The sequence below is a fragment of the Streptomyces phaeochromogenes genome (assembly GCF_001418655.1).
Classification (GTDB): Bacteria; Actinomycetota; Actinomycetes; order Streptomycetales; family Streptomycetaceae; genus Streptomyces; species Streptomyces phaeochromogenes.
The window spans coordinates 1-23,068 of sequence record NZ_LIQZ01000087.1; the positions used below are offsets into that span (position 1 = coordinate 1).

Genomic DNA, 23,068 nt, shown 5'->3' on the forward strand with positions numbered 1-23,068 from the left:
CCCTCACCCCCTCCGAGACCCGCCACATCCTCACCCCGGCGCTGCGCGCGGCGCTGGCCCCGAGGCCGCGCACCGGGGCAACCACCCGAGCGGGCCGTCGGGGCTCGCCGACCTCTGGTTGAGGGCGGGTGGTCGCAGTGTGGCTGCAGCAGGTGCCATCGGCCGGGGCAGGTTGCCGCCCCGGCCGACGGTCCTTGGATCAGTCCTCGATTCGCGGCAGGAGCGAGACGATCCTGCTGTCGTGCCGGGCGACCAGAACGTCCTCGTAGAGCAGGAGCTGGGGCGGATTCCCGAAGGAGGGCTCCGGCTTCTGGCTGCCGGTGTCGGAGTGGCCGCGCCAGACCTGCTTGCCCGTGCGCACGTCGAGGCCGGACAGGTCTCCGGTCGGGCCCACGAAGTACAAGACCCACTGGCTCGCCGACAGGACGGGCGCCGCGAGGCCCGTGATCGCGTCCTTGCCGGGCATCTTGACGCCCACCGGGACGGTCCACAGGGTCTTTCCCGTGGTCAGCGAGTAGGCCGAGGCCTTGCCCTGCCAGGACACGGAGATCAGAAGATCACCGACGATGTCCGAGTTGGCCGGCTCTCCCTCGATCCGATAGGAGTGTGTGGTCTGCTCGCCGGAGCCGCTGACGTTGGTCAGCCGCAGGTCCTTGGTGCCCACGCTCTTCGCCGCGACCAGAACCATCCGGTCGCCCGAGGTCCCGACGAGCTGCTGCCTGCCGGGCATGGTCACGACCTTCTCGGCACTTCCGGTGGCGGGATCGAGACGGAAGATGTCGGTGTCGCCCGGCTTCTCGGTGTCCTGAGTGCACAGGAGATAGGGCACCCCGCTCAGCACCGCCCGCTCGCACACGATTCCCTTGTCCCAGGTGTGGCGCCACTTCTCCTCACCGGTCCGCGGATCGAGGGCCGACATGGTGCGGAGCGAAGGGGTGTTCGCCAGGACCGCGCCGTCGATGAGCATGGCGGCCTGGTCGGTGCGGTCGTCCTGCGGCATCTCGGCCGTCCACAGCACCTTGCCGGTGTCGGCGTCCACCGCCATCAGGTCCGTACCGCCGATGTAGTCACCGTTCGGCTCCTTGTCCGCGGTGTGATTGCGGTAGGCGTAGACCACGCCGTCCCGCACGGCGAACGCGTGGTCGGGCCCGTCGCCCTCGCGATTGACCTTGACGGTCCACAGCCGCTCGCCGGTGTTGGCGTCGAACTTCGCGACGTCGTACTTGGACCCGCTGCAGTACAGCGCGGAACCCTCCACCACGCAGCCCCGCTCGGCGGCGCCCGGGGCGCTGCTCTTCCATGGTTTCCAACCGTCCGGTGACGCCGCCGGCCGCGCGGGCCGGTCATGCTCGGCCGTACCGCCGCCGAAGCCGAACACCGCCCCCACGGTGATCGCGGCAACGGCCACCGCCGCCCCCGCGGCCTGCGAGTAACGGCGCCGACTGCGCCGCCGCACCACCGTTTCGGCCAGGTCCCCGGGCGCCCGTACCCGGTCCAGGGCGACCGCGCGCAGTGTCTCCCGGACCTTCTCCTCCACCTGCTCCGTCGTCATCCCTGGACCTCCTTCGGCGTGTAACTGAGCGACTGCACCTGTTCCGCGGGACTTTCGGGCCCGAGCTCCGGTACGAGCAGCCGGAGCTTGGCGAGCGACCGGTACGCCGTACTGCGCACCGTGCCGACCGGGCATCTCAGCAGCGCCGCGACCTCGGCCTCCGGCAGGTCCTCGAAGTAGCGCAGTACGACCACGGCCCGCTGCCGTTTCGTCAGCTTTCCGAGCGCCGCCCACAGCGCGATCCGCAGTTCGGTGTCCGACGCGGTGCCGGCGTCGCCGCCGGACTCGGGCAGTACGGGCACCGTCGTCTCGGCGCGGTGCCTGCGCAGCCGCCAGCGGTTGACCTGCTGGCGGTACATGACCTGGCGGACGTACGCCTCGGGCTGCTCGATATGAGCCCAGCGTCCGTAGGCCTTCATCAGCGCAATCTGCAGCAGGTCCTCCGCGGCATGCCGGTCCCCTCCGGTGAGCAGCACCGCGAGCTGCAGCAGCGCGGTGGAGCGCATCGCTACGAACTCCCGGAACTCGTCGTGACTTGTGGCCTCCATCGACCCTCCCCTTCTCGCAACCACCACGACGTGATGAACCACCCGTCGCTATCCCTCAGCGAGCGAGATTGTGTGTTCACACATGCCGTCGCCCCCGCGCGCGCCCCTGCCGTCTCCCGCGCCTTCGCCCAGGGCAAGATCGCACGTACCGTCACCGACGAACCGAAGACCCACGGGAATGGAGCCGCAAGCGTGACCGACCCGTTGCAGGACCCGCGGTTCTTCGCCGATCCGTACCCGGCCTACGCCCGGCTGCGAGAGGCGGCGCCGGTGCGGAAGGTGCCCACCGGTTCAGGAGGGCGCGACAGCTACCTGGTCACGGGCTACGCGGAGGCCCGGGAGGCGTTCGCCGATCCTCGGCTCTCGAAGGACACCGTGCGGTTCTTCGCCGGGCGGCCGTCGCAGCGCGACCTCCATCCGGCCGTCTCCCGGAACATGCTTGCCACCGACCCTCCGCGGCACGCACGGCTGCGGGCCCTGGTGACGAAGGCGTTCACCACCGGGGCCGTCGCACGGATGCGTCCGTACATCGCCGGCCTGGTCGACGAGTTGCTCGACGCCTGGCCCGACCGCGGACCGGTGGACCTCGTCGCGAGTCTCGCCGTCCCGCTGCCGGTCACTGTCATCTGCGAGATGCTGGGGGTACCCGAGTCCGACCGGCGGCTCGTGCGCACCTGGTCGAGCGAGCTGTTCGCCGCCGGAGATCCCCGACGGATCGACGCCGCCTCCCATGCCATCGGCGGCTACATGACCGACCTCGTCGCCGCCAGACGGAATTCGCCCGGCGAGAGTCTGCTCGACGACCTCATCGCCGTACGCGACGGCCAGGATCAGCTGACCGAGGACGAACTCGTGTCGCTCGCCGTGCTCCTGCTCGTGGCCGGCCACGAGACCACCACCAACTTCATCGGCAACGCGGCCCTGGCGCTTCTCCAACACCCGGAGTCCCTCGCGCGGTTGAGGGCCGGGCCGCAGCTCCTCGGGAGTGCGCTGGACGAGTTGCTGCGCTTCGACTCGCCTGTCGGGATCGCCACGTTCCGTTACAGCACCGAGGAGTTCACGCTCGGCGGGACCGTGATTCCCGAAGGCGTTCCGGTACTCATCGCTCCCGGCGCCGCCAACCGCGACCCGAACCGATTCCCCGCACCGGACCAGCTCGATCTCGACCGCGGTGCCGCTGGGCATCTGGCTTTCGGCCACGGAATTCACAGATGCCTGGGAGCACCTCTCGCGCGAGCCGAAGGCGAACTCGCACTCCGGGCTGTCATTTCCCGCTTCGACGACATTCGACTGGCCGTTCCCGCCGAGGAACTGGAATGGCGGCACACGCGATTGATGCGCGGCCTCGCGTCCCTGCCCCTCATCCTGTGAGGACGCGGGCGCGCGGGTTCACGTCGTGTCGAGCGAGCGGTAGAAGTCGAGGTGGCTGTGGGCCGCGGAGGCCCAGGTGTGGCGGGCGGCCAGGGCGCGGCCGGCCTCACGTCGCGCGGGGGCGTCCGTCGTGAGGGCGTGACCGAGTTCGGTGGCCAGGTCGTGGGGCGTGGCGGCGAAGCGGGCGGTGGGGCCGAAGACCTCGCGCAGGACGGGCAGGTCGCGTACGACGAGCGGGACGCCGGCGGCCAGTGCCTCCATCGCGGCCAGGCCGAAGCCCTCCTTGACCGAGGGGAAGGCGAAGGCATCCGCGGCGGCCACCAGCGACGGCAGTTCGTCCTCGGCGACCTGGCCCAGCACGAGCGGTTCGACGCCGAGTTCGGCCGCCCGGTTCTCCCAGCGGGTCCGGTAGTCGCGGTAGTCGAAGAGGGTCTCGCCGCCCGCGATCACGAGCCGTACGGCCGGGTGCTCGGCGCGCAGGAGGGCGTACGCCTCCAGCAGGTCGAGGGAGCCCTTGCGGGGTTCGATGCCGCCGACGGTGAGGACGTAACCGCCCAGGCGGGAGCGCCAGTTCGCGCGGGCGGCCGGATCGGTCGTGGCGAAACGGTCGTACGCCACTCCGTTGGGGACGACCTCCGCCTTGATGCCCCAGCCGTCGGTGAGTTCCGCGGCGACGGACGCCGACACGCAGATGTGCGCGTACGGCTCGACGATGGCGCGCTCGTGGCAGGCGGCCAGTTCGGGCGTGGTGAAGTGGTCGATGTGGTGGACCGTGCGGACGCAGCGGCCGTCCACCGCGTTGGCGCTGATGCAGTCCTGGGCATGGACGATGTCGTACGCCGCCGCAAAGGGCTCGAAGGCCTCGCCGAGTACGGCGATGGAGCGCAGGATCCGCTCGCCGACGGACTCCTGCGGTGGGCCGTCCGGGAAAGGGACGATCCGCAGCCGTACGGCGGGATCCACGGGCCGGAAGAAGCCCGAGTCGCCGCCGCGGCCCAGCGTCCACACCGTGACGTCCTGCCCGGTCGCGGCGAGCGCCTCGGCGAGGGCGAGGGTGTGGACGACACCCCCGCGAGGCTTGGTGGAGTAGCTGAGCAGGGCGATCCCGAGCCCCGTCACGAGGAGGTCTCCCGGTAGGCGTCCGGTCGCCGTTCGTCCAGGTGGCGCAGGATGCGGCGGGCGCGGTCGATCTCCTCCGCGACGTCGACCTCGGCGACGGCGAGGCCGGCCTTCGCCCAGGTGCGGGCGAGGATGTCGCCGCCGGGGCCGACCACCTTGGACTGGCCGAGGAAGCGCATGCCGCCCATCGCGCCGGTCTGGTTGGAGGAGGCCAGGACGACCTGGTTCTCGGCGGCGCGGGCCTGGTCGTACAGGTCGAAGAGCTTGGCCTGGCGGTCCTGCGCCATGCGCGGGGCGCGGTTGGTGATGCTGGTGGGCCAGGCGGACAGACAGGCGAGGATCTCGGCGCCGTCCAGGGCCAGGGAGCGGGCCGACTCGGGGAAGGTCTTGTCGTAGTCGATGAGCATGCCGAGACGGCCGACCGGGGTGTCGAAGGCGTCGAAGCGGTCGCCGGGGGAGTAGGCCGCCACCTCTCCGGCGGGCAGGTGGACCTTGCGGTGGCGGCCGAGGATCCCGTCGCCGCTGACACAGACGGCGGCGTTGTAACGCTCGGTGCCGCCGTCCTCGCAGTAGCCGACGCAGACCACCATCTCGGCCGCCAGGCGCGCGACTTGGAGGATCAGCGGGTCGTCGGGCTTCAGGGCCGGAGGCAGGGCCTCGGGGTCGGGGTGACGCAGGTCGGCGAGGTAACCGCCGAGGGCGGCGTCGGGCAGGACCAGCAGACCGGCGCCGGACCCCCTGGCGTCGTCGACGAGTTTCGCGATACGGGCCAGGTCGAACTCCAGGTCGCGGCCGAAATGGGCGGCCGCGGCCGCGATCCGGATGGTGCTCATGCGCTGACTGCTCCCGGGGAAAGGTCGTAGGTCTCGGGCCGCCGGTCGCGCAGATGCCCCATCGACCGGCGTGCGGTGTCCAGGGCCTGTACGACGTCGAGTTCGGCGACGGCGATGCCGGCCGTGACGCCGGTGTCGGCGAGGATCTCGCCGCCGGGGTCGACGACCTTGGCGCTGCCGACGAAGCGTAGCGACCCGAAGGTTCCCGACTGGTTGGCGGAGAGCCACACGATCTGGTTCTCCAGCGCGCGGGCCCGGTCGAACAGGTCGAAACGACGCTTCCACCGGTCCTCTTCGAGGCTGGCGGCCGCGTTCGTACGGGATCCGGGCCACGCGGAGACGCAGACCCCGAGCTGCGCCCCGTCCAGGGCCAGTGCGCGGGCGGACTCCGGGAACGCCTTGTCGTAGCAGATCATCATGCCGATCCGGCCGGCCGGTGTGTCGAAGGCGTGGAAACGGTCGCCGGAGGCGTAGCTGGCGTCCTCGCCCAAAGGCTGGTGCACCTTGCGGTGGTTGCCGAGGACGCCGTCGCCGGTGACGCAGACGACGCTGTTGTAGCGCCGCCCGTCCGCCCCCGCCTCGCAGTAGCCCGCGACGACCGTCATCTCCCCGGCGAGGGCGGCCAGTCGGCGGATCTCGGGGCCGTCGAGAGCGAGGGCCGGCGGGCCCCCGTCCAGTTCCGTGTCGTCGTCGAGGCTCAGCAGATACCCGCCCAAGCACGCCTCCGGGAGCGCGAGCAGCCGTACGCCCTCCTCCCGGGCCTCCTTGATCAGCCGTTCGGCGGTCTGGAAGTCCTCCTCCAGGTCGCGGCCGAACTCGGCGGCGACGGCCGCCATGCGCAGGGCGGTCATGCGGTCCCCATCCCGGTCACGCTGGACGCGACCACTTCGGTGATCTCTCCGTCGGGCCAGCGCAGCCCGACCCCTTGTCCTTCGGCGAGTTCCCCGCAGACGCCGCCCGTGGCGGGTCCGGCCGGCAGGGGCGGTGCGCCCGGCTCGTCGGCCGTGAGCATCGCGAAGCCCGGGAAACAGGTGAACCAGTCGCCCACGGTCGCGGCCCGCGGTCGGGGCACGGCCGCCACATCGAGCACCGCGCGACAGCCGCTCGCCTCCGCGAGCATGCCGAGCGTGCCGGCGATCCCGGCCATCGACACGTCCTTGGCGGCGGCGGGCCGGGCGGCGGCCACCGAACCGGTCATCGCGCGCAGTTCGTCCGTACGGCGGTGGGTGGACGAGTCCCACTGGCGGCCCCGGTATCCGGGGCGCCAGCCGCCACCGAGGTCGGCGGTCAGCCGAACGGCGTGTCCTGGGCGTCCGCCGCCGCCCGGAACCGGGCGGTCGGTGCGACCGAGAGCGGTCACCGACAGGGCGGCCGGGACGCCGAGCTGGGTGTGTCCGCCGAGCACCGGCACGTCGTACGACCGCGCTGCCCCGGCCAGTCCGGCGAGGACCCGAGCGGCGTGCGCCGCGTCGCGAGCGCCCACCGCGTCCAGCAGCCCGAGCGGTGAAGCACCCATCGCCGCAAGGTCGTTGACATTGACGAGGACCGCGCACCAGCCCGCCCACCCGGGGTCTCGCTCGACCATCGACGGCACGATCGCGTCGCACGCGGCGATCATGTCGGTGCCGGGGACGGGAGCCCCGTCGTCACCGACGAAGCCGGTACCTCCGAGGACGGCTCGCGCCGCGGTGCGCAGGGCCCCGCCGACAGGGTCCTGGGCGGCGGCGCGAACCGCCGGTTCACGGAGGGCCGTCAGGAGCGGCCCCAGGGCGGACTTCGTGCCCGCCGTGAGGGCGGCGATGCGGCCGATCGGCCAACGCATCAGTACATGCGGGGTGTTCGCGACCTCGACGTCCCGGACCCGCTGCCAGCCGAGGCGCCGGAACAGCGTCTCGCTCGGGGCCTGGACGGTCGCGTCGAACCGCAGCACGCCCTCCGCCTCCGCCCGGGCGCAGGCGGCTCGGACGAGCGCCGCACCGATGCCGTGCGGGCCGCGCGCCCGGCGGGCGACGACCAGGCGACCGCCCTGCCACCAGCCGATGTCGGGGCCGTCGTCGACCGGGCCGAGACGCACCCCGCCGACCACGGCGCCCGCCGGATCCTTCGCGACCAGGACGACGGTCCGGGGGTCGCTGTCGCGGTCGTCCAGATCATGGCGGGCGAAGAGCCCCTGCTCGTGGACGAAGGCGTCACGGCGCAGCTGCCGGTAGGCGGCCACGTCCGTCGTGCCCTCCGCCTCCTCGATGCGGAAGGTGGGCAGCCGGGCGAGCGTGCTGCGGTCGCCCAGCAGAGCCAGGATGTCCTGCGGCCCGTCCACGGCGGGCCCGACGACGGAACCGTCGAGGTACACGCCGCTCACCCGCCCGCGGCCCGGAGCACACTGCACGCCCCGCAGGCCGCGCAGCCGGCCTTCTGGTCGGCGCCGCTCATTCCGGCGGCACGCAGCTTCGCGGCGACGCCCTCGGTGACGTACGTCAGGAGTTCCGCGCCGGGCGCCGGGACGCCGTCGCGGGCGGCGAGCGTGCCGCTCATCGGGCGGAAGGGGACGACGAACGGATACACCCCTCGGTCGATCAACCTGCCCGCTCCCGCGATGAGTTCGCCGGGGTCCTCACCGAGGCCGACGAGCAGGTACGTGGAGACGCGGTTCGGTCCGAAGACACGCACCGCCTCGTCCCACGCCGCCTCGTACTCGGCCATCGGAACCGTGGACTTGCCGGGCATCCAGCGCCGGCGCACCTCGTCGTCGAGGGACTCGACGTGGATCCCGACGGCGGTGGCCCCGGCGTCGTGCAGGGCGCGGATCCAGGCCAGGTCGCCGGGTGGTTCGCACTGCACCTGGATCGGCAGACCGGGTACGGCCTGCAGAACCGCGCGGACCGACCGTACGAGGTTGCGGGCGCCGCGGTCGGGTCCCGTGGTGGTGCCGGTGGTCATGACCATCTGCCTGACGCCGTCCAGCCGTACGGCGGCCTCGGCGACCTCGGCGAGCTGTGCCGGGGTCTTCGCGGCCACGGTGGCGTCGGAGCGCAGGGACTCCTCGATGGTGCAGAAGCGACAGCGGTCGGACTCGACGTAACGGATACAGGTCTGGACGACGGTGGTGGCCAGGACGTCCGAGCCGTGCAGGCGGGCGATCTGTTCGTAGCGGGTGCCGTCGGAAGTGGTCAGGTCGTAGAACCTCGGTCGCTGGACGGGGGTGAGGGAGATGCCGGTGTCCTGGAGACGGCCGTCCTCGTCCCCCAGCCACACCTTGCCGTCGCGTACGGAGAAGGGGCTGTCGGGGTTGCGGGGGAGTGCGGCGTTGACACCGTCGGCGTGACCGTGCCCGATCAGGAAGTGTCCGTCGTCGCTGGGCCCCGCGCCGTCCGGCCGCCGCACGGGCGCGTCCGACGCGACGCCGCGCAGGGCGAGTTCGGCGCGGGTCATGATCCGCACATCCACCGCCGTACTGCTGGTACCGGTGCCAACGCTCACGGCGTGCTCCCTACAGCTGGTAGGTGGAGTTGATGATGGCGCCCTTGCGCGCGTAGTGGATCAGCGCGTCCTGGACGTCGAGCGGATGGGTGGGGATGACGCCCTCGATGAGGTCCTCCTCGCGGGCGCCGTGCAGGGACAGACCGAAGCGGCAGCAGAAGACCTTGCCGCCCTCCGCGATGAACGTCTTGAGCTGGTTGTTGATGTTGTGCTCGCCGGGGAACGCGGAGTTGCCGACGGTCGGAAAGCCGCGGGTGGCAAGGCAGTTGAGCGAGCCCGGCCCGTAGAAGTAGATGGCGGTCTCGAAGCCCTTGCGCAGGGCGCGGGTGGCTTGCAGGACGGCGACGAAGGACACCGACGACTCGTGGGCTATGCCGTGCACGAGGGTGAAGTAGGTCTCCCCGTCCTCGGCCCGGTAGTCGGGGAAGACCTTGGTGGAGCCGTAGATGCTGGTGCCCTCGGGGAGCGAGGGGTGCGGGATCTCGTCGAGGGACTTCTGCTCGACGTCGGAGAGTTCGGCGGTGACGACGGATTCGGACATGGCTGTCTCCCTGTACGTGGTGTGGTCGTACGCGGTACGTGGCGTGGTCGGGATCGGTGGTCAGTCGTAGAGCGCGGCGAAGGTGTCCCGGAAGACCAGGTCGCCGAGTTCGCCGTCGCCGGTGGCCGCGGCGAGGCGGGCGTACTCGCCGGTGAAGTCGCCCCACGGCTGGTCGCTGGCGAAGAGCACCCGGTCATGGCCGATGCCGCGGCGCTCGATCTCCTGGGCCAGCCAGCGGGGAGTGAAGCCGATGGCCCAGGAGAGGTCGGTGTAGACGCGCTTGCCGGCGTCGATCCAGTCGAAGAACCGGGAGCCGGCGAGCTTGATGTGGCCGCTCATCCCGCCGCCGAAGTGCACGAGATGGACGGGGACCCGGTCGGCGTACCGGTCGACGAGGTGACCGACCTCGTCGATGTCGGAGGCGGCGCCGGGGGAGGTGTGGACGTGGACGACGAGGTCGTGCCGGGCGGCCTCGGCGAAGATGCGGTCGAGCAGGGGGCGGCAGTCGGCGTCCGTGGGGGCGCCGCCCAGCAGGAAGCTGAGCTTGAGCGCCTTCACACCGGGTTCCCCGGCCAACTCCAGTGCCTGTGCGGTGCGTTGTTCGTCCTCGGGGCGCGGTGAGACCCACAGTCCGGCGCGGATCCGGTCGTCGGTCTGCGCGGCCTCGATCGCCAACTCGTTGAAGGAGAAGGCGATGGCGGGATCGGGGACGCCGTAGTTGGGGATGACCAGGGCGCGTTCGGTGCCCTCCGCGTCCAGGTCGGCGATGAGCTGCTTGACGGTGGCGCGGGCGGTGGTGTCGGGGTTGACGGGCGGGCCGCCGTAGAAGGGGTACGCGGGCAGGACGCCGATGTGGCGGTGTGCGTCGTGGACCATGTCTCCTCTTCCTCCCCCTCAGCCGATCGGGAGGGCGGAGGCGAGTTCGCTGGGTGCGCCGGTGAGCGTGCCGCACACATCGGCCAGGCGGCGCGAGGCGTCGATGTGGTCGGCGAGGAACCCGGCGTCGCGGCCCACCGCCTCGAAGCGGCCCGAACCCCACGAGTGCTGCCAGGGCAGACCCAGGAAGTGCAGACCCGGCGTGCTCGTCGCGCCGCGCCAGTGCATCGGGTAGCCGCGGCCGTCGAAGACGGGTGCCTCGATCCACCGGTGGTCGCGACGGAAACCGGTCGACCAGACGACGGAGGTGATCCCGGCGGCCTCCAGACCGAGAGAGCCGGGCTGCTCGGCGGGCTCCCACACGGGTACGTACCGGGGCTCGTCGGGGGCGGCGATGTCGTGTGCGCCGATGTACGCGTCGATGGCGTCCTTGATTCCCTCGGCGACCGCGTCCGCGTGGTCCAGGTTCACCTTCAGGTCGTCGGCGAACTCCAGTCCCGTACCGCTGATGCCGGTCAGCCGCCCGTACAGTCGCATGCCGTCGCGGGCGAAGGCGCGCAGGTCGATGTCGCGGCCACCGTCGCGCCCGGTCACGTAGTGGTTGACCCGCATCCGTACGGCACCGGCGTCGTCGAACTCGTCGATGCTCCTGTCGTAGTGGCCCATCTCGTCGAGCCAGGCCACACAGTCGCGTCCGCGGTAGAAGCGGGCCACGCGCGGGGCGCTCCCCACGGCCAGGTGCACGGGCCGCCCCGCCAGATGCAGGTCCTCGGCTATCTGGCACCCGGACTGGCCGGTGCCGACCACCAGGACCGCCCCGTCGGGGAGTTGGGCCGGGCCGCGGTATCGGGAGGAGTGGACCTGGACGACGTCGTCGGGCAGGCGCTGGGCCATCGGCGGGACGGACGGCGTGTGGTACGGGCCGGTCGCGACCACCACCTGATCGGCGGTGAAGTCCCCTGCGGTGGTGGAGAGTTCGAAGACCCCGGCCGGTGTGCGCCGCAGCCGGGTGACCGACACCCCCTCGACCAGCGGCGGTTGGAAGAAGGCCACATAGTCCTCCAGGTACCGGACGATCTCGTCGCGGACCATGAAGCCGTCCGGATCGTCGCCCCGGTACGGGTAACCAGGCAGCTTGCACTGCCAGTTGGGGGTCACCAGACAGAAGGAGTCCCAGCGGCGCTCCCGCCACTCGTGCCCGACCCGGTTCGCCTCGATGACGACGTGCTCGACACCGCGCTGCCGCAGGCAGTAGCTCATCGACAGGCCCGCCTGCCCGCCGCCGACCACGGCCACCGGGAAGTGGGCACCGGCCGGCCGTATCGCCCGGCTCACCGGGCCCTCCCGTCGGCGCCGGTCAGGGACTCGACCGCGACCTTGGCCCCGCCGACGGCGCTGTAGGAGGCAGCGGTCCGCTCGATCTGCGCGAGCTGGTCGGAAGCGCCGGTGCAGAAGAAGCCGAACTTCTCCTTCACCCGCTCCCCGGCGATACCGAGTGCCGTGCGGCTGCGCTCGACGAATTCCGCGAGCTCGTATTCATCGCCGGGGGTGAAATAGTCTTCGACTACCGTGGAGGGGGAATAACAGCGCTGTGTCACGCCGTCGGGCCAGCGCACATGGAAATACATCTCGGGCATGACATCCTCCATGCCGGGCGCCGAGGTCTTGACACCTCGCCGCTGTCCGTGGAGAACAACTCCAGCCCTCGGAGATTTCCGAACGAAGTCATCCGGAATAAAGGGGAGTTGCCAGAATCTCACGCCGCAATGGAGATTGAGAAGCTGTGTCGGGGCCCGAGTTCGCGTGCCGGGCATCGGTTCATACGGTCGCGAGGGACACCTCGGTCGACTTGATCAGGGCGATGACGGCGGTACCGGTTCCCAGACCGAGGTCGGTGACGGCGTCCTTGGTGATCGCCGAGGTCAGGTTGCCGCCTTCGACGCTCACCTTCACGGAGGCCATGGCGCCGCCCGTGGCGATACCGGTGACCGTGCCCGGGAGCCGGTTGCGGATGGACAGGCCGTCCACCGGGCCGGTGGCCAGCGAGATCTCGGTGGACTTCACCAGGGCGCGGACGGCGGAACCCTCGGCGAGACCGAGTTCCTCGACGGCCTCCAAGGTGATCGCCGCGGTGAGCTCCTGCCCGCCGTCGAGACGTACTTTGACGGTCGCCATGGCCTCGCCCGGGGTGACGGCGGTGACGGTGCCGGGGAGCTGGTTGCGGATGCTCAGACTCATGACGGGATGCCTCACAGACTGCGTAGTTGATATGTCTCACTTTGCGGTGGTTGTGGGTTTCACCGTAGCCGGGTGGGGCGTGAGCCGTGGTGAGGCAGGTCGCATCCGCCGGGCGAATGACGTCGAAGACCTCGCGTGCCGTGGTGAGCGGGGGAGTGTCAGGCCGGGTAGGCGTGGGTCTGGGCAGCCTTGACCGTGGCCCAGACGATGGCCCCGGGGTGGAGGTCGAGTTCGGCGGCGGCGACGGTGGTGAGGTCGGCGGCGAGCGGGAGTTCGCCGGTGAGGGCGGCCCGGATCTGGTCGCCGTGGGTCTCCAGACCGGCGACCTCGCACTGCCAGAGGTTGCGGGCGCTGGAACCGGTGGGGCGGTCCCTGTGGAGGGTGACCGCGCTCGGCGGGAAGGCGACGAAGACCGGGCCCGTCAGATCCTCCGTGGTGGTGATCGCCGGGCCGTCGTCCACGTGGACCGTGTGGTCCTCGGCCCGTCCCTTGTAGAGGTTCAGACCGACCAGGTGCGCGATGTAGTCCGTGCGCGGGTGGCGTGCGATGTCGGCGGGGGTGCCCTCCTGCACGACGCGGCCGTCCTCGATGACGACGAGACGGTCGGCCAGCACCATGGCGTCGAGCGGGTCGTGGGTGACGAGTACGGCGACGGCCTCGAACTCGGCCAGGTGGCGGCGGAGTTGGGTCCGGACCTCCAGGCGGGTGCGGGCGTCGAGGGCGGCGAGGGGCTCGTCGAGGAGGAGCAGCCGGGGGTTGGTGGCGAGGGCGCGGGCGAGGGCGACGCGCTGGGCCTGACCGCCGGAGAGGCGGCGGGGCTTGGCACCGGCATGCTCGGCGAGGCCCATCCGCTCCAGCCACTCGGCGGCCTGGGCGCGGGCCTCCGCCTTGGTCGCGCCGTGGCAGCGCGGGCCGAACGCCACGTTGTCCAGGGCCGTGAGGTGCGGGAAGAGCAGGTAGTTCTGGAAGACGACACCGACCGGGCGCGACTCGGGCGCCGTACGCTCCAACGCCGCACCGTCCAGGCGGAGATGGCCGCCGTTGAGCGGCGTCAGGCCGGCCAGCGCGCGCAGGGCGGTGGTCTTTCCGGCGCCGTTGGGGCCCAGCAGCGCGACGACGTCGCCGGGTGCGGCGGTGAGCGCCACGTCGAGCCGGAACGAGCCGCGGTCGACGACGAGATGGGCGTCCAGCCCCGCCGGAGCCCCTGCCGGAACCTCCGACGGACCCGGGCCGGGGACGCCCGTGGCCTCGTACGCGCCCTTCTCGCCCTTTTCACCCTTCTCGGCCTTCTCGGTGTTCTGAGTCTTCTGGGCCTTCTGGGTCTTCTCGGTGTGGGTCATGAGGCGGTCATCCAACGGTCGCGCAGCCCGGCCAGGACCGCGACGGACACGGCGAGGAGCACCAGGCTGAGGGCGATGGCCGCCTCGGGATCGCTCTGCAGGGCGAGGTAGACGGCCAGTGGCATGGTCTGCGTACGGCCGGGGAAGTTGCCGGCGAAGGTGATCGTCGCGCCGAACTCGCCGAGCGCCCGTGCCCAGGCCAGGACCGCGCCCGCCGCGATACCGGGCGCGATCAACGGAAGCGTGACGCGGCGGAAGGCGGTGAAGCGGGAGGCGCCGAGGGTGGCGGCGGCCTCCTCGTAGCGGGGGTCGGCGGCGCGCAGGGTGCCCTCGACGCTGATGACGAGGAACGGCATCGCCACGAACGCCTCGGCGATGACGACACCGGTGGTGGTGAACGGCAGCGTGATCCCGAACCACGCGTCCAGCCACTGCCCGACGATGCCGTTGCGGCCCAGCGCCATCAGCAGTGCCACACCGCCCACCACCGGGGGCAGCACGAGCGGCAGGGTGACCAGGGCCCGTACGAGCCCGCGTCCGGGGAACTCGACCCGGGCCAGCAGCCAGGCCAGCGGCACCCCGATCACCAGGCTCACCGCGGTCGCCGCCGTGGCGCACAGCAGGGACAGCTTCAGCGCCTGCCAGACCTCGGGGCTGGTCAGCTGGTCCGGCAGGCTGTGCCAGGGGGTGCGGACCAGCAGGGCGATCAGCGGCAGCACCAGGAACGCCAGGCCGAGCAGCGCGGGCACCAGCAGGGGCAGCGGTACGCCCCGGCCGAAGCCCTTCCGGACGCGCCCGCGCCCGCGCCGCGGCCCACCCCGGAGGGTGTCGGCCGCGGCGGCGGGCGTGTCGGGCGCGTCGGTCGGGGAGCTCACGGCTTGAGGAACCCGGCCTCGGTCAGGACCTTCTGGCCGTCGGCGGACTGCACGAGTGCGATGAACGCCTTGGCCGCCTCGGCGTTCGGGGCGTCCTTGAGCTGGACGATCGGGTAGTCGTTGATGGCGTCGGCCGACTCGGGGAAGTCCACGCCCTCCACCTTGTCACCGGCGGCGTTCACATCGGTCTTGTAGACGACGGCCGCGTCGGCCTCCTTGAGTTCGACCTTGGTCAGGGCGGCCTTGACGTCCTGCTCGTACGAGACCGGTGTGAGTTTGAGCTTGCTGGCATCCAGCGCCTTCTGGGCGGCGGCGCCGCAGGGCACGGTCTTGTCGCAGAGCACGACCTTCAGGCCCGACCTGGTGAGGTCCTTGAGGGAGGCGATCTTGTCCGGGTTGCCGGGCAGGGTGGCGATCTCCAGTTGGTTGCGGACGAAGGTGGCGGGCGTGCCCGACGCGTCGCCCTTGTCCGTGACGATGGCCATCGTCTTGGGGCTGGCGGAGGCGAACACGTCGGCCGGGGCGCCGCCGGTGATGCTCGCGGCGAGAGAGTCGCTGCCGCCGAAGCTGAAGGTCACCTTCGTGCCGGGGTGCTCCTGCTCGAACTCCTTGCCCAGCGCGGTGAAGCTCTCCTTCAGGGAGGCCGCGGCGAACACCGTCACCGTGCCGGACAGCTTGTCCGACGAGGACGCCGACGCGGAGGAGCCGGACCCCGTCGACGAGTCGTCGGAGGAGGAGCAGGCGCTCAGAGCCAGCAACGCGGCGGCTCCCGCACCGGCCACCTGCAGGGTCCGGCGGGTCCGGCGCGCGGAACGAGTCATCACGGATCTACTCCCTCTATTACTGGCATGGGCGGCGAGGACCGGCCCGGGGATGATCCGGCGGCCCGTCCCGTCGCGCTCGGCGGCGAGCTTCCCACCGTCGACCAGGCGCCTCACGGTGTCGGCGCTGATACCGAGCAGGGCGGCGGCGTCCCCGATCCGGTAGACGTGCAGTGCAGATGATACTGCCGCAAATGCAAGGCCAAAGCCTACTGTCTCATTGCATGAGCCGGATCATTGATTCGCAGAGCTGGAATGTGCGTTTGTACGAGACGGCTGCCCGGGCGCGGTCTTCCGGGAGCCGGTCGCCGTGACGAATCCGGTTGCCGGACGAAGATCCACCCGCCTACGGTCGGACGCATGGCGGACGACGAATCCACGCGCGCGGCGCGCCTGCTGGGCGCCCAGGCGAAGGCCGAACGGCTCTTCGCGGAGATCGAGGAGCGCGGGCTCATCGCGCCGGGACAGGGGGAGCGGGCGGTCAGCGACCGGGTCCGGGACCTGGCGAACGAGCTGTTCGGCACGACCCGCCACTGGCACAAGCGGATCGTGCGCTCCGGCCCGAACACACTGAAGCCCTACCGGGAGAATCCCCCGGACCGCGTGATCGGCGCGGACGACATCGTGTTCGCCGACTTCGGACCGATCTTCGAGGAGTACGAGGCCGACTTCGGGCGCACCTTCGTACTGGGCGACGATCCGGTCAAGCGGCGGCTGAGGGACGATCTGCCGAGGCTCTTCGCGGCCGGGCGGCGGTTCTTCGAGAGCGAGCCCGACATCACCGGCAAGCGGCTGTACGCCGAGGTCGAGCGGCTCGCCACCGACGCCGGGTGGGAGCTGGGCGGCTGGCACGCCGGCCACCTGGTCGGCGAGTTCCCGCACGAGTGGATCGACGGCGCTGACGTGGAGTCGTACATCGCGCCGGGCAACGACACCCCGATGCGGCGCACGGACAAGGCCGGGCGCCGCTGCCACTGGATCCTGGAGATCCATCTCGTCGACCAGGAGCGCGGGTTCGGCGGCTTCTACGAAGAACTGCTCGACCTGGGCTGATCCGTCATGCCAGCGACGCCGCGGGGTTCCCGCGCCTCGGCCCGTCGAATTCGGACGCCGCGCGGTGTCAGCCGCCGCCGTCGAGGTCGGCGCGTCGACGGAGCACCCGTAGCTCGTGGCCGCTGAGTTCCATCTCGTACAGCTTGCCCCGTGCGTTCTCGAAGGGGCGGTGGAGGATCATCATCAGCCGGCCGTCGAAGGTGTGGAAGAGCATGCCGTGGCCGCTGTCCTCGCGGACCAGCGGCCGGTGCTGCTGCCACGGCCCGGTGATGCTGCCGGACCTGGAGGTCGCGTAGGTCTGCACATAGCCGCCGCTGATGGACCCGTCCTGGCCGACCACGTTCTTCTCGTACGTCGACCACAGCATGAGCAGGGACCCGTCGGGGGTGCGGTGGAGCTGGGGGCCGTCGGTGACGTAGGGCGGGAGCTGGTTCGGCAGGCCGGCGGGGATCTGCTCGGTGATCCAGGACGCGTCCGAGGCCTTGAACAGGAGGACCGGGTCGCCGATCGTCCGGGTCAGGTCCGGGGCCAGCCGGATCGCCTCCATGGTTCCGTCGATGGTCTGCAGCCACTCGTGCGCGTACACCATCCAGGGTTGTCCGGACGGGTCGACGTGGAGCGTGCCGTCGAGGGTCATGAGGTTCTCTGGCGGGGTGGGGCGTGCGGGGTCGACGACGGTGAAGGGGCCCAGCAGCGAGTCGGAGACGGCCGTGATCGTGCCGCGCATGTAGGCCGGGATCTGGAACGGCACACCCCACTGGTTGGGCGGAGGCACCGGAATCGACCGGTCCTGGTTGTGCAGCGTGGTGAACAGGTAGTACCTGCCGCCCCATTCGTGCACTTCCGGCGCCCAGCCGCCGTCGGTCGCCCAGAGTTCCCGCTGCTCGGCGGCCAGGAAGACCACGACGGGACGTGTCCAGTCGCGCAGGTCGTCGCTGCGGTAGACCATCGTGCCGGTGCCGTCCACGCCCGATACGGAAGGGTCGTTGGACGTGTAGAGGTGGTAGGCGCGCGTCTTCGTGTCGGCGACGACGAAGGGGTCGTGCAGCGGCATGTCGGGAAGGCGCATCAGTTCGCTCTCGGCCACGGCCGAAGACTACGTCGACAGGAGCCGAGAGCGGCCGGTTCGCCGGACGGACTCGACGCCGTCAGCCGAGACACACCACGAGCAGGCATATCTGCGACGGCGAGGTCGCGGTCGGCTCGGGGCTCGTCGACTGCGGCGGCTGCGAACTCGGCTCGGTGGCAGAGGGCGTGGGCGTCTGACTGGGCTGCGCCTCGTTGCGGTCGGAGGGCGTGTCCTCGGGGGCGGGCGAGGTCGGGGACGTCGTCTGCGGCTGAGCGGCCGACTCCGTCGTCGTACGCGGCGGCGCGGCCGAGTCGGTTCGCAGGTTCGAGGGCGTGCTCTGTGGCGGGGCGGCGGTGCGCTGTCGGCTGGGGCGCTCGGGCGCGGCCGATGTGGGGGAGGAGGCGCCGGTGTCCGGCCGTGTCCCGGTCGACGGCGTGTAGGGCGTCGACGGTTCGTCCACGGTGTCCGTACTCGTGCCGGCCGACTCCGGTGCCGTGGCCGCCTGTGCGCGGTCGCCGGACTGCTGGTTCATCGCGGACACCGTCAGGCCGCCACCGACGAGTGCGACGGCGGTCGCCACGACGGCCCGGCGCTGGTTCTTCTTCCAGCGGGCCCGCTGGCGACGCCGTGCCGCCCGTCCCTGCGGGGCGGACGGCACGGGTACGAGGTCGTCGCCCGGGTCGGTCCGCGGGGCCTCCCAGACTGGCGCCGTGCCCGTCGTCGCCGAGGTGGGCGGGGCCGGGACGGTGTGACCGCCGGCGGTGATCGGGGCGATGTCCGGGGCGTAGGCGCCGCACCCGGGACACACCAGGGCGCCGTTGAGATGCCGGCGGCAGGAGGTGCAGTAGTCCATCTGGGGTCTTCCTGGGTTGACGCACCGTCGACCCTCCGGGCCGCGGCCCGGGCACGTTCGTACGTGGGATCGAGCGGCCTGCAACGCTAACGAGGCTTTCGAGGGACTGTGTGCAGTCTGTGTGAGACTCCTGCACGGGTTCTCCGGGGGGTGTGTGGGTTACAGCGGTGTGCTCCGCCCGGCCGGAGCGGGCTCACCGGGGACCCTGCTCCGGCTGAACTGCTTCGTGCCCGTTGAGTGCTTCGGCCATCTGGCGCTGCGTCTGCTCGGCCGCCACGCGGGCTTCCTCCACGACGTCACCGCGCTCACGCACCAGGCTCTCGTAGACCGGCAGATGGTCGTTCCGGGTTGAGCTGGGTATCACAGGGCTGGTCCTTCTTCGTGTCGTACCCGGGTGAACGAGCGGTGTCGATGGAGCCATTCAACCGGCCGGACTGAGATTCGCACGCAATTATGCCCGCCAATTGGTGAGGCAATCCCATGGCCCGGCCCGGTGGACAAATCGCGGTGGGCGGAACGCAATTGAGGAGAACGCGAAACAATTCTGTGCCCGTGGTGAAAACATTCTGCGGTGGTCCATTCCGCGTGTGCCGCCTCTGACGTGTCTGCCGCCTCTACCGCGTGTACCTGACGCGCCCCGGTGGCGGTGAGGGAGGCGCCACCGGGAAGTACCGGCGCGCACGCGGGCGTACGGCGGCACACCGGTAGGCGGCGGGCCAATGGCTGAGAAAAACGCTTGGACTCCGGGGGTTCCGGCGCGGGACGATTTGGTTCCAGTCGGCACACAACACCACAGGGTTGGAATGGGATCGCCCGAATCGCGAGAGGTTCCGCGGAGCAAGGGGTCGGTGCTCCTTGCACTCCGATACTACGGACGGGAGTTGGCCCGGCTCAGATGGCTGACGGCACCCGCGATGCTGCTGCCCGCACTGGGCAACATCGGCATCAACTACATCGCGCCGCTGATCGTCGCGAAGCTCGTCGGCCGCATCGCCGGTGACGCAGGTATCGACCTCGGCTCGACGCTGCCGTACGTTCTCGGCTTCGCCGGTGTCCTGCTGCTCGCGGAAATACTGTGGCGCATCGGCCTGCACTGTCTGAACCGCCTTGCCGCCCGCGGTATTGAGCGGCTGTACGTGGTCGGCATGGACGAGTTGTTCGCCAAGGACGCGGCGTTCTTCCACGACAACTTCGCCGGGGCGCTGACCAAGCGGGTGCTGAGCTTCGCGTCCCGCTTCGAGGAGTTCGTCGACACACTGACGTTCCAGGTCGTGGGCAGTCTCGTGCCGCTCGTGTTCGGGTCGGTGGTGCTGTGGCGCTATGAACCGCTGCTCGTCGTCGGCCTGTTGACGATGATCGCGTTCACGGCGCTGATCGTGGTGCCCCTCATCCGCCGCCGTCAGGTGCTCGTCGACAAGCGCGAGGAAGCGATCGCCAGGGTGGCGGGCCATGTCGCCGACAGCCTGATGAACATGGACACGGTCCGGGCGTTCGCGGCCGAGGAACGTGAGGCCGCCGAGCACCGCTCCCGCGTCGCGCAGTCGCGACGGCTCACGCTGCGGTCGTGGGACTACGGCAACCTGCGCATCGACACGCTGGTCGCGCCGATGTCCGTACTGACCAACGCGCTGGGCCTGCTGCTCGCGGTCGCGCTCGGCGGGGGCAGCCTCGGCGTGGAGGCGGTCGTGGTCGCGTTCACGTATTACACGAACGCGACGCGGATCATGTTCGAGTTCAACCAGATCTACCGTCGCCTGGAGAGCTCGATGACGGAGGCCTCGCAGTTCACCGAACTGCTCCTTGCGCCGCCCACCGTGCTCGACCCGCCGTCGCCGGCGCCGCTGCCCGGGGCCGCCGACGTCCGCTTCGAGCAGGTGACCTTCGCCCACGGGGGTGGGCGGCCCCTCTTCGAGGACCTGGACCTGGCCGTGCCCAGCGGGACGAAGATCGGCCTCGTCGGACGGTCCGGCGGCGGCAAGACCACGCTCACCCGGCTGCTGCTGCGGATGACGGACATCGAGGCGGGCCGGATCCTGATCGGGGGCCAGGACATCAGCAGGCTGCGCCAGGCCGACCTGCGCGGTCTGATCGCCTATGTGCCGCAGGACCCGGCGATGTTCCACCGCACACTGCGGGAGAACATCGCGTTCGCCCGGCCGGACGCCACCGACGCCGAGATCCGCCGGGCGGCCGAGGCGGCGCACGTCGCCGAGTTCGCCGACGCGCTGCCGGACGGCTTCGACACGATGGTCGGCGAGCGCGGCGTGAAGCTGTCCGGCGGACAGCGCCAGCGGGTCGCTCTCGCGAGGGCGATCCTGCGCGACGCGCCGATCCTGCTGCTCGACGAGGCCACCAGCGCGCTGGACTCCGAGAGCGAGATCCTCGTCCAGGAGGCGCTGTGGCGGCTCATGGAGGGACGGACGGCACTCGTGGTGGCGCACCGGCTGAGCACGGTCGCCACCATGGACCGGCTCGTCGTCCTCGACCGCGGACGCATCATCGAACAGGGCACACACCAGGAACTGCTCGCCTCGGAGGGCGCCTACGCGAAGCTCTGGCAGCACCAGTCGGGCGGCTTCCTCGACGAGGACGCCATCGACCCCGCCGACGACCCCCTCGACGGCAGCCCCGCCCGGGCCGACCTGCTCTGAACGTGATGTGGTCGGATGCTCTGAATACGAGCCGGTCGGTGCTCTGAAGGCGTGCCGGTCGGGCGTCAGGCGGCGAAGACCTGGGAGTCGTCGGCGAACGCCTTGAACTCCAGGGCGTTGCCGGCCGGGTCGAGGAGGAACATCGTCCACTGCTCGCCGGTCTGCCCCCGGAAGCGGACGTAGGGCTCGATGACGAACTCTGCGTCCGCCGCGCGCAGCCGGTCCGCCAGCTGCTGGAACGCGGGGACCGTGAGGATCAGCCCGAAGTGCGGCACGGGTACGTCGTGGCCGTCGACCGGGTTGTGTATCCGCTGGGCACGCTCCGGCGCGAGGTGCGTGACGAACTGGTGGCCGTGCAGGTTCCAGTCCACCCAGGTGCCCGAGCTGCGGCCCTGCTCCAGGCCCAGCACCTCGCCGTAGAAACGGCGGGCGGCCGTCAGGTCGTCGACCGGCATGGCCAGATGGAAGCGCGGGACCGGGGAGTCGAGAACGGTCATGGACGTCTCCTGCCTCTCAGCGACGCGGGTCCGGCCCGCGCCTTCGAAGATTGTCCAGGGTCTCGTCAACGGCCCGGCTGCGGATGGGCAGCCGTATCGGTCGCCTGGATGACGCCTGGACGAGCAGCCGTGTCGCCTGCCTGTAGGCGGCTGACGGCATCTGTCGGTGATCTGTCGGAGGCCGTCGGGATCTTGGGGATGTGGGTGACGGGCCGTGAACGTACGGCCCGTCCGCCACCGCCAGATCGTCCCGAGCGCAAGGAGCGTGCCATGTTGTCCGCAGTCCAGTCCCGACCGTGGTCCGTTCACCGGCTGCCGCGTGCCGACGGCAAGACCTTCCTGGTCACCGGCGGCAACGCGGGCATCGGGTACTTCGTCGCCGAGCAGCTCGCCGGCACCGGCGCCACGGTGGTGCTCGGCAGCCGCGACGCGGCCAGGGCCGAAGCGGCCATGGTCTCCATCCGCTCCCGCGTCCCCGACGCGCGCGTACGTCGGCTGAGGCTGGACCTCGCCGACCTGTCCTCACTGCGGGCCTGTGTGGACGCCCTGGAGGTGGACCGCCTGGACGCGGTGGTCCACAACGCGGGGGTCCTGATCGAAGAGCCGGAGCGCCGGGAGACCGCGGACGGCAATGAGTGGATGTTCGGCATCAACCACCTCGGGCACTTCGCGCTGACAGGATGGCTCGCGCCCCTGCTGGAGGCCGCGCCCGCCGGCCGTGTCGTCACCACCGGAAGCTTCACGGGCAAGTCCGTGCGGCTGGACCTCTCCGACCTGCAGAGCACCCGGGACTACCGGCCCAAGCGCACCTACTCCCGCTCCAAACTCGCGCAGATGCTCTTCGGCTTCGAGCTCGACCGCCGGCTGAGGGCCGCCGCGAGCACGGTGTCGAGCGTGGTGACCCACCCCGGCGGCGCGCTGGACTCCCTGACTCCCGAACGCGCGGACGTGCACCGGCGCACCACCGGCGAACGGCTGCGCGGCCTGCCCGCGGGTCTGCTCGTCCAGGGCAAGGAGCACGCGGCCTGGCCTGCGGTACGGGCCGTTCTCGACCCGTCCGTGAGCGGCGGGCAGCTGTGGGGACCCCGGGTGCTCGGCCTGCGAGGCGCGCCCGGACTCGAACCGGTCGGCGACCGGCTGGCCGACCGGGACACCGCGGCACGACTGTGGGAGGCCAGCCGCGACCTGACCGGGATCGATCCGACCTTCGGGCCCGCGTGACTGTGCACCCCGTATCTGGGTAGCCGCCCGACCGCTCAAGAAGTTGACCGGTGGCCCGCTGTGCCACTCACCGGGCGTCCTGCCCGGGTATCCGGCTGCTCCGGCGGCCGGAGGCATCCGGACGAGTGGCCCG

Annotated in this window: 23 protein-coding genes and 1 pseudogene; 4 read left to right on the forward strand and 20 right to left on the reverse strand. The window is 71.1% G+C overall.

Annotation, left to right across the window (positions count from 1 at the left end; genetic code table 11):
* Positions 1–199: 199 nt before the first annotated feature.
* Both AOK17_RS12560 and AOK17_RS12565 read right to left on the reverse strand, forming a co-directional pair.
* The gene (locus AOK17_RS12560) at positions 200–1,552 is read right to left on the reverse strand and encodes an outer membrane protein assembly factor BamB family protein (protein WP_055612501.1); all 1,353 of its coding nucleotides are present in this window, start codon (positions 1,550–1,552) and stop codon (positions 200–202) included.
* Positions 1,549–2,100 (reverse strand): SigE family RNA polymerase sigma factor, encoded by a 552-nt coding sequence (locus AOK17_RS12565; RefSeq protein WP_055612502.1) that lies wholly within the window; start codon positions 2,098–2,100, stop codon positions 1,549–1,551. Before AOK17_RS12565 ends, AOK17_RS12560 begins: the two co-directional genes overlap by 4 nt.
* Positions 2,101–2,292: 192 nt before the next feature.
* On the opposite strand from AOK17_RS12565, the gene AOK17_RS12570 reads away from it, so the two are divergent.
* The gene (locus AOK17_RS12570) at positions 2,293–3,471 is read left to right on the forward strand and encodes a cytochrome P450 family protein (RefSeq protein WP_055612617.1); all 1,179 of its coding nucleotides are present in this window, start codon (positions 2,293–2,295) and stop codon (positions 3,469–3,471) included.
* Between the two features lie 18 nt (positions 3,472–3,489).
* Here the strand turns inward: AOK17_RS12570 and AOK17_RS12575 are convergent, their stop codons facing one another.
* The 14 genes and pseudogenes from AOK17_RS12575 to AOK17_RS53940 form a co-directional block, all read right to left on the reverse strand.
* Positions 3,490–4,590, reverse strand: a complete 1,101-nt coding sequence (locus tag AOK17_RS12575; protein WP_055612503.1) for an MSMEG_0565 family glycosyltransferase — start codon at positions 4,588–4,590, stop codon at positions 3,490–3,492.
* Positions 4,587–5,423 (reverse strand): carbon-nitrogen hydrolase family protein, encoded by an 837-nt coding sequence (locus tag AOK17_RS12580; RefSeq protein ID WP_055612504.1) that lies wholly within the window; start codon positions 5,421–5,423, stop codon positions 4,587–4,589. The genes AOK17_RS12575 and AOK17_RS12580 overlap by 4 nt, the downstream gene beginning before the upstream one ends.
* Entirely contained in the window at positions 5,420–6,274 is an 855-nt protein-coding gene (locus AOK17_RS12585) for a carbon-nitrogen hydrolase family protein (protein ID WP_055612505.1), read from the reverse strand. Before AOK17_RS12585 ends, AOK17_RS12580 begins: the two co-directional genes overlap by 4 nt.
* Positions 6,271–7,773: an MSMEG_0567/sll0787 family protein gene (locus AOK17_RS12590; RefSeq protein ID WP_079052973.1), complete on the reverse strand. Its 1,503-nt coding sequence runs from the start codon at positions 7,771–7,773 to the stop codon at positions 6,271–6,273. The genes AOK17_RS12585 and AOK17_RS12590 overlap by 4 nt, the downstream gene beginning before the upstream one ends.
* Positions 7,774–7,778: 5 nt before the next feature.
* Positions 7,779–8,900, reverse strand: coding sequence for an MSMEG_0568 family radical SAM protein (locus AOK17_RS12595; protein ID WP_245697117.1), 1,122 nt, complete (start codon positions 8,898–8,900; stop codon positions 7,779–7,781).
* A 10-nt stretch (positions 8,901–8,910) separates the two neighbouring features.
* On the reverse strand, positions 8,911–9,441 hold the full coding sequence (locus AOK17_RS12600; RefSeq protein WP_055612506.1) for an MSMEG_0572/Sll0783 family nitrogen starvation response protein: 531 nt from the start codon (positions 9,439–9,441) through the stop codon (positions 8,911–8,913).
* Positions 9,442–9,501: 60 nt separating this feature from the next.
* Positions 9,502–10,317, reverse strand: a complete 816-nt coding sequence (locus AOK17_RS12605; RefSeq protein WP_055612507.1) for an amidohydrolase family protein — start codon at positions 10,315–10,317, stop codon at positions 9,502–9,504.
* A gap of 18 nt (positions 10,318–10,335) precedes the next feature.
* Positions 10,336–11,652 (reverse strand): MSMEG_0569 family flavin-dependent oxidoreductase, encoded by a 1,317-nt coding sequence (locus AOK17_RS12610; protein ID WP_079052974.1) that lies wholly within the window; start codon positions 11,650–11,652, stop codon positions 10,336–10,338.
* The gene (locus AOK17_RS12615; protein ID WP_055612508.1) at positions 11,649–11,954 is read right to left on the reverse strand and encodes an MSMEG_0570 family nitrogen starvation response protein; all 306 of its coding nucleotides are present in this window, start codon (positions 11,952–11,954) and stop codon (positions 11,649–11,651) included. The genes AOK17_RS12610 and AOK17_RS12615 overlap by 4 nt, the downstream gene beginning before the upstream one ends.
* A 181-nt stretch (positions 11,955–12,135) precedes the next feature.
* Positions 12,136–12,555, reverse strand: coding sequence for a TOBE domain-containing protein (locus AOK17_RS12620; protein ID WP_055612509.1), 420 nt, complete (start codon positions 12,553–12,555; stop codon positions 12,136–12,138).
* Between the two features lie 158 nt (positions 12,556–12,713).
* Entirely contained in the window at positions 12,714–13,895 is a 1,182-nt protein-coding gene (locus tag AOK17_RS12625) for an ABC transporter ATP-binding protein (RefSeq protein WP_079052975.1), read from the reverse strand.
* A complete protein-coding gene (locus tag AOK17_RS12630) occupies positions 13,892–14,770 on the reverse strand; it encodes an ABC transporter permease (RefSeq protein ID WP_055612510.1) in 879 nt (292 codons plus the stop codon). The genes AOK17_RS12625 and AOK17_RS12630 overlap by 4 nt, the downstream gene beginning before the upstream one ends.
* On the reverse strand, positions 14,767–15,591 hold the full coding sequence (gene modA, locus AOK17_RS12635; RefSeq protein WP_055612511.1) for a molybdate ABC transporter substrate-binding protein: 825 nt from the start codon (positions 15,589–15,591) through the stop codon (positions 14,767–14,769). The genes AOK17_RS12630 and modA overlap by 4 nt, the downstream gene beginning before the upstream one ends.
* Before the next feature lie 66 nt (positions 15,592–15,657).
* Positions 15,658–15,765, reverse strand: a pseudogene (locus AOK17_RS53940) (helix-turn-helix domain-containing protein); the annotation flags it as partial.
* A gap of 186 nt (positions 15,766–15,951) precedes the next feature.
* On the opposite strand from AOK17_RS53940, the gene AOK17_RS12640 reads away from it, so the two are divergent.
* Complete coding sequence (locus tag AOK17_RS12640; protein ID WP_055612512.1) at positions 15,952–16,644, forward strand: M24 family metallopeptidase; 693 nt, start codon at positions 15,952–15,954, stop codon at positions 16,642–16,644.
* A gap of 67 nt (positions 16,645–16,711) precedes the next feature.
* Here the strand turns inward: AOK17_RS12640 and AOK17_RS12645 are convergent, their stop codons facing one another.
* From AOK17_RS12645 to AOK17_RS50720, 3 genes are all read right to left on the reverse strand, one after another.
* The gene (locus tag AOK17_RS12645) at positions 16,712–17,713 is read right to left on the reverse strand and encodes a glycoside hydrolase family 43 protein (RefSeq protein WP_079052990.1); all 1,002 of its coding nucleotides are present in this window, start codon (positions 17,711–17,713) and stop codon (positions 16,712–16,714) included.
* A gap of 79 nt (positions 17,714–17,792) precedes the next feature.
* Positions 17,793–18,566, reverse strand: a complete 774-nt coding sequence (locus AOK17_RS50715; protein WP_055612514.1) for an SCO2400 family protein — start codon at positions 18,564–18,566, stop codon at positions 17,793–17,795.
* Between the two features lie 193 nt (positions 18,567–18,759).
* The gene (locus tag AOK17_RS50720) at positions 18,760–18,930 is read right to left on the reverse strand and encodes a hypothetical protein (RefSeq protein ID WP_157881317.1); all 171 of its coding nucleotides are present in this window, start codon (positions 18,928–18,930) and stop codon (positions 18,760–18,762) included.
* Between the two features lie 439 nt (positions 18,931–19,369).
* Here AOK17_RS50720 and AOK17_RS12660 point away from each other — a divergent pair, with 439 nt between their 5' ends.
* Positions 19,370–21,217 (forward strand): ABC transporter ATP-binding protein, encoded by a 1,848-nt coding sequence (locus AOK17_RS12660; RefSeq protein ID WP_055612516.1) that lies wholly within the window; start codon positions 19,370–19,372, stop codon positions 21,215–21,217.
* 65 nt (positions 21,218–21,282) lie between these two features.
* Here the strand turns inward: AOK17_RS12660 and AOK17_RS12665 are convergent, their stop codons facing one another.
* Positions 21,283–21,714 carry a VOC family protein gene (locus tag AOK17_RS12665; RefSeq protein ID WP_055612517.1) on the reverse strand — a complete coding sequence of 144 codons (432 nt, stop codon included), beginning with the start codon at positions 21,712–21,714 and terminating at the stop codon, positions 21,283–21,285.
* A 270-nt stretch (positions 21,715–21,984) separates the two neighbouring features.
* On the opposite strand from AOK17_RS12665, the gene AOK17_RS12670 reads away from it, so the two are divergent.
* The gene (locus AOK17_RS12670; protein WP_055612518.1) at positions 21,985–22,935 is read left to right on the forward strand and encodes an SDR family NAD(P)-dependent oxidoreductase; all 951 of its coding nucleotides are present in this window, start codon (positions 21,985–21,987) and stop codon (positions 22,933–22,935) included.
* Positions 22,936–23,068: the final 133 nt, after the last annotated feature.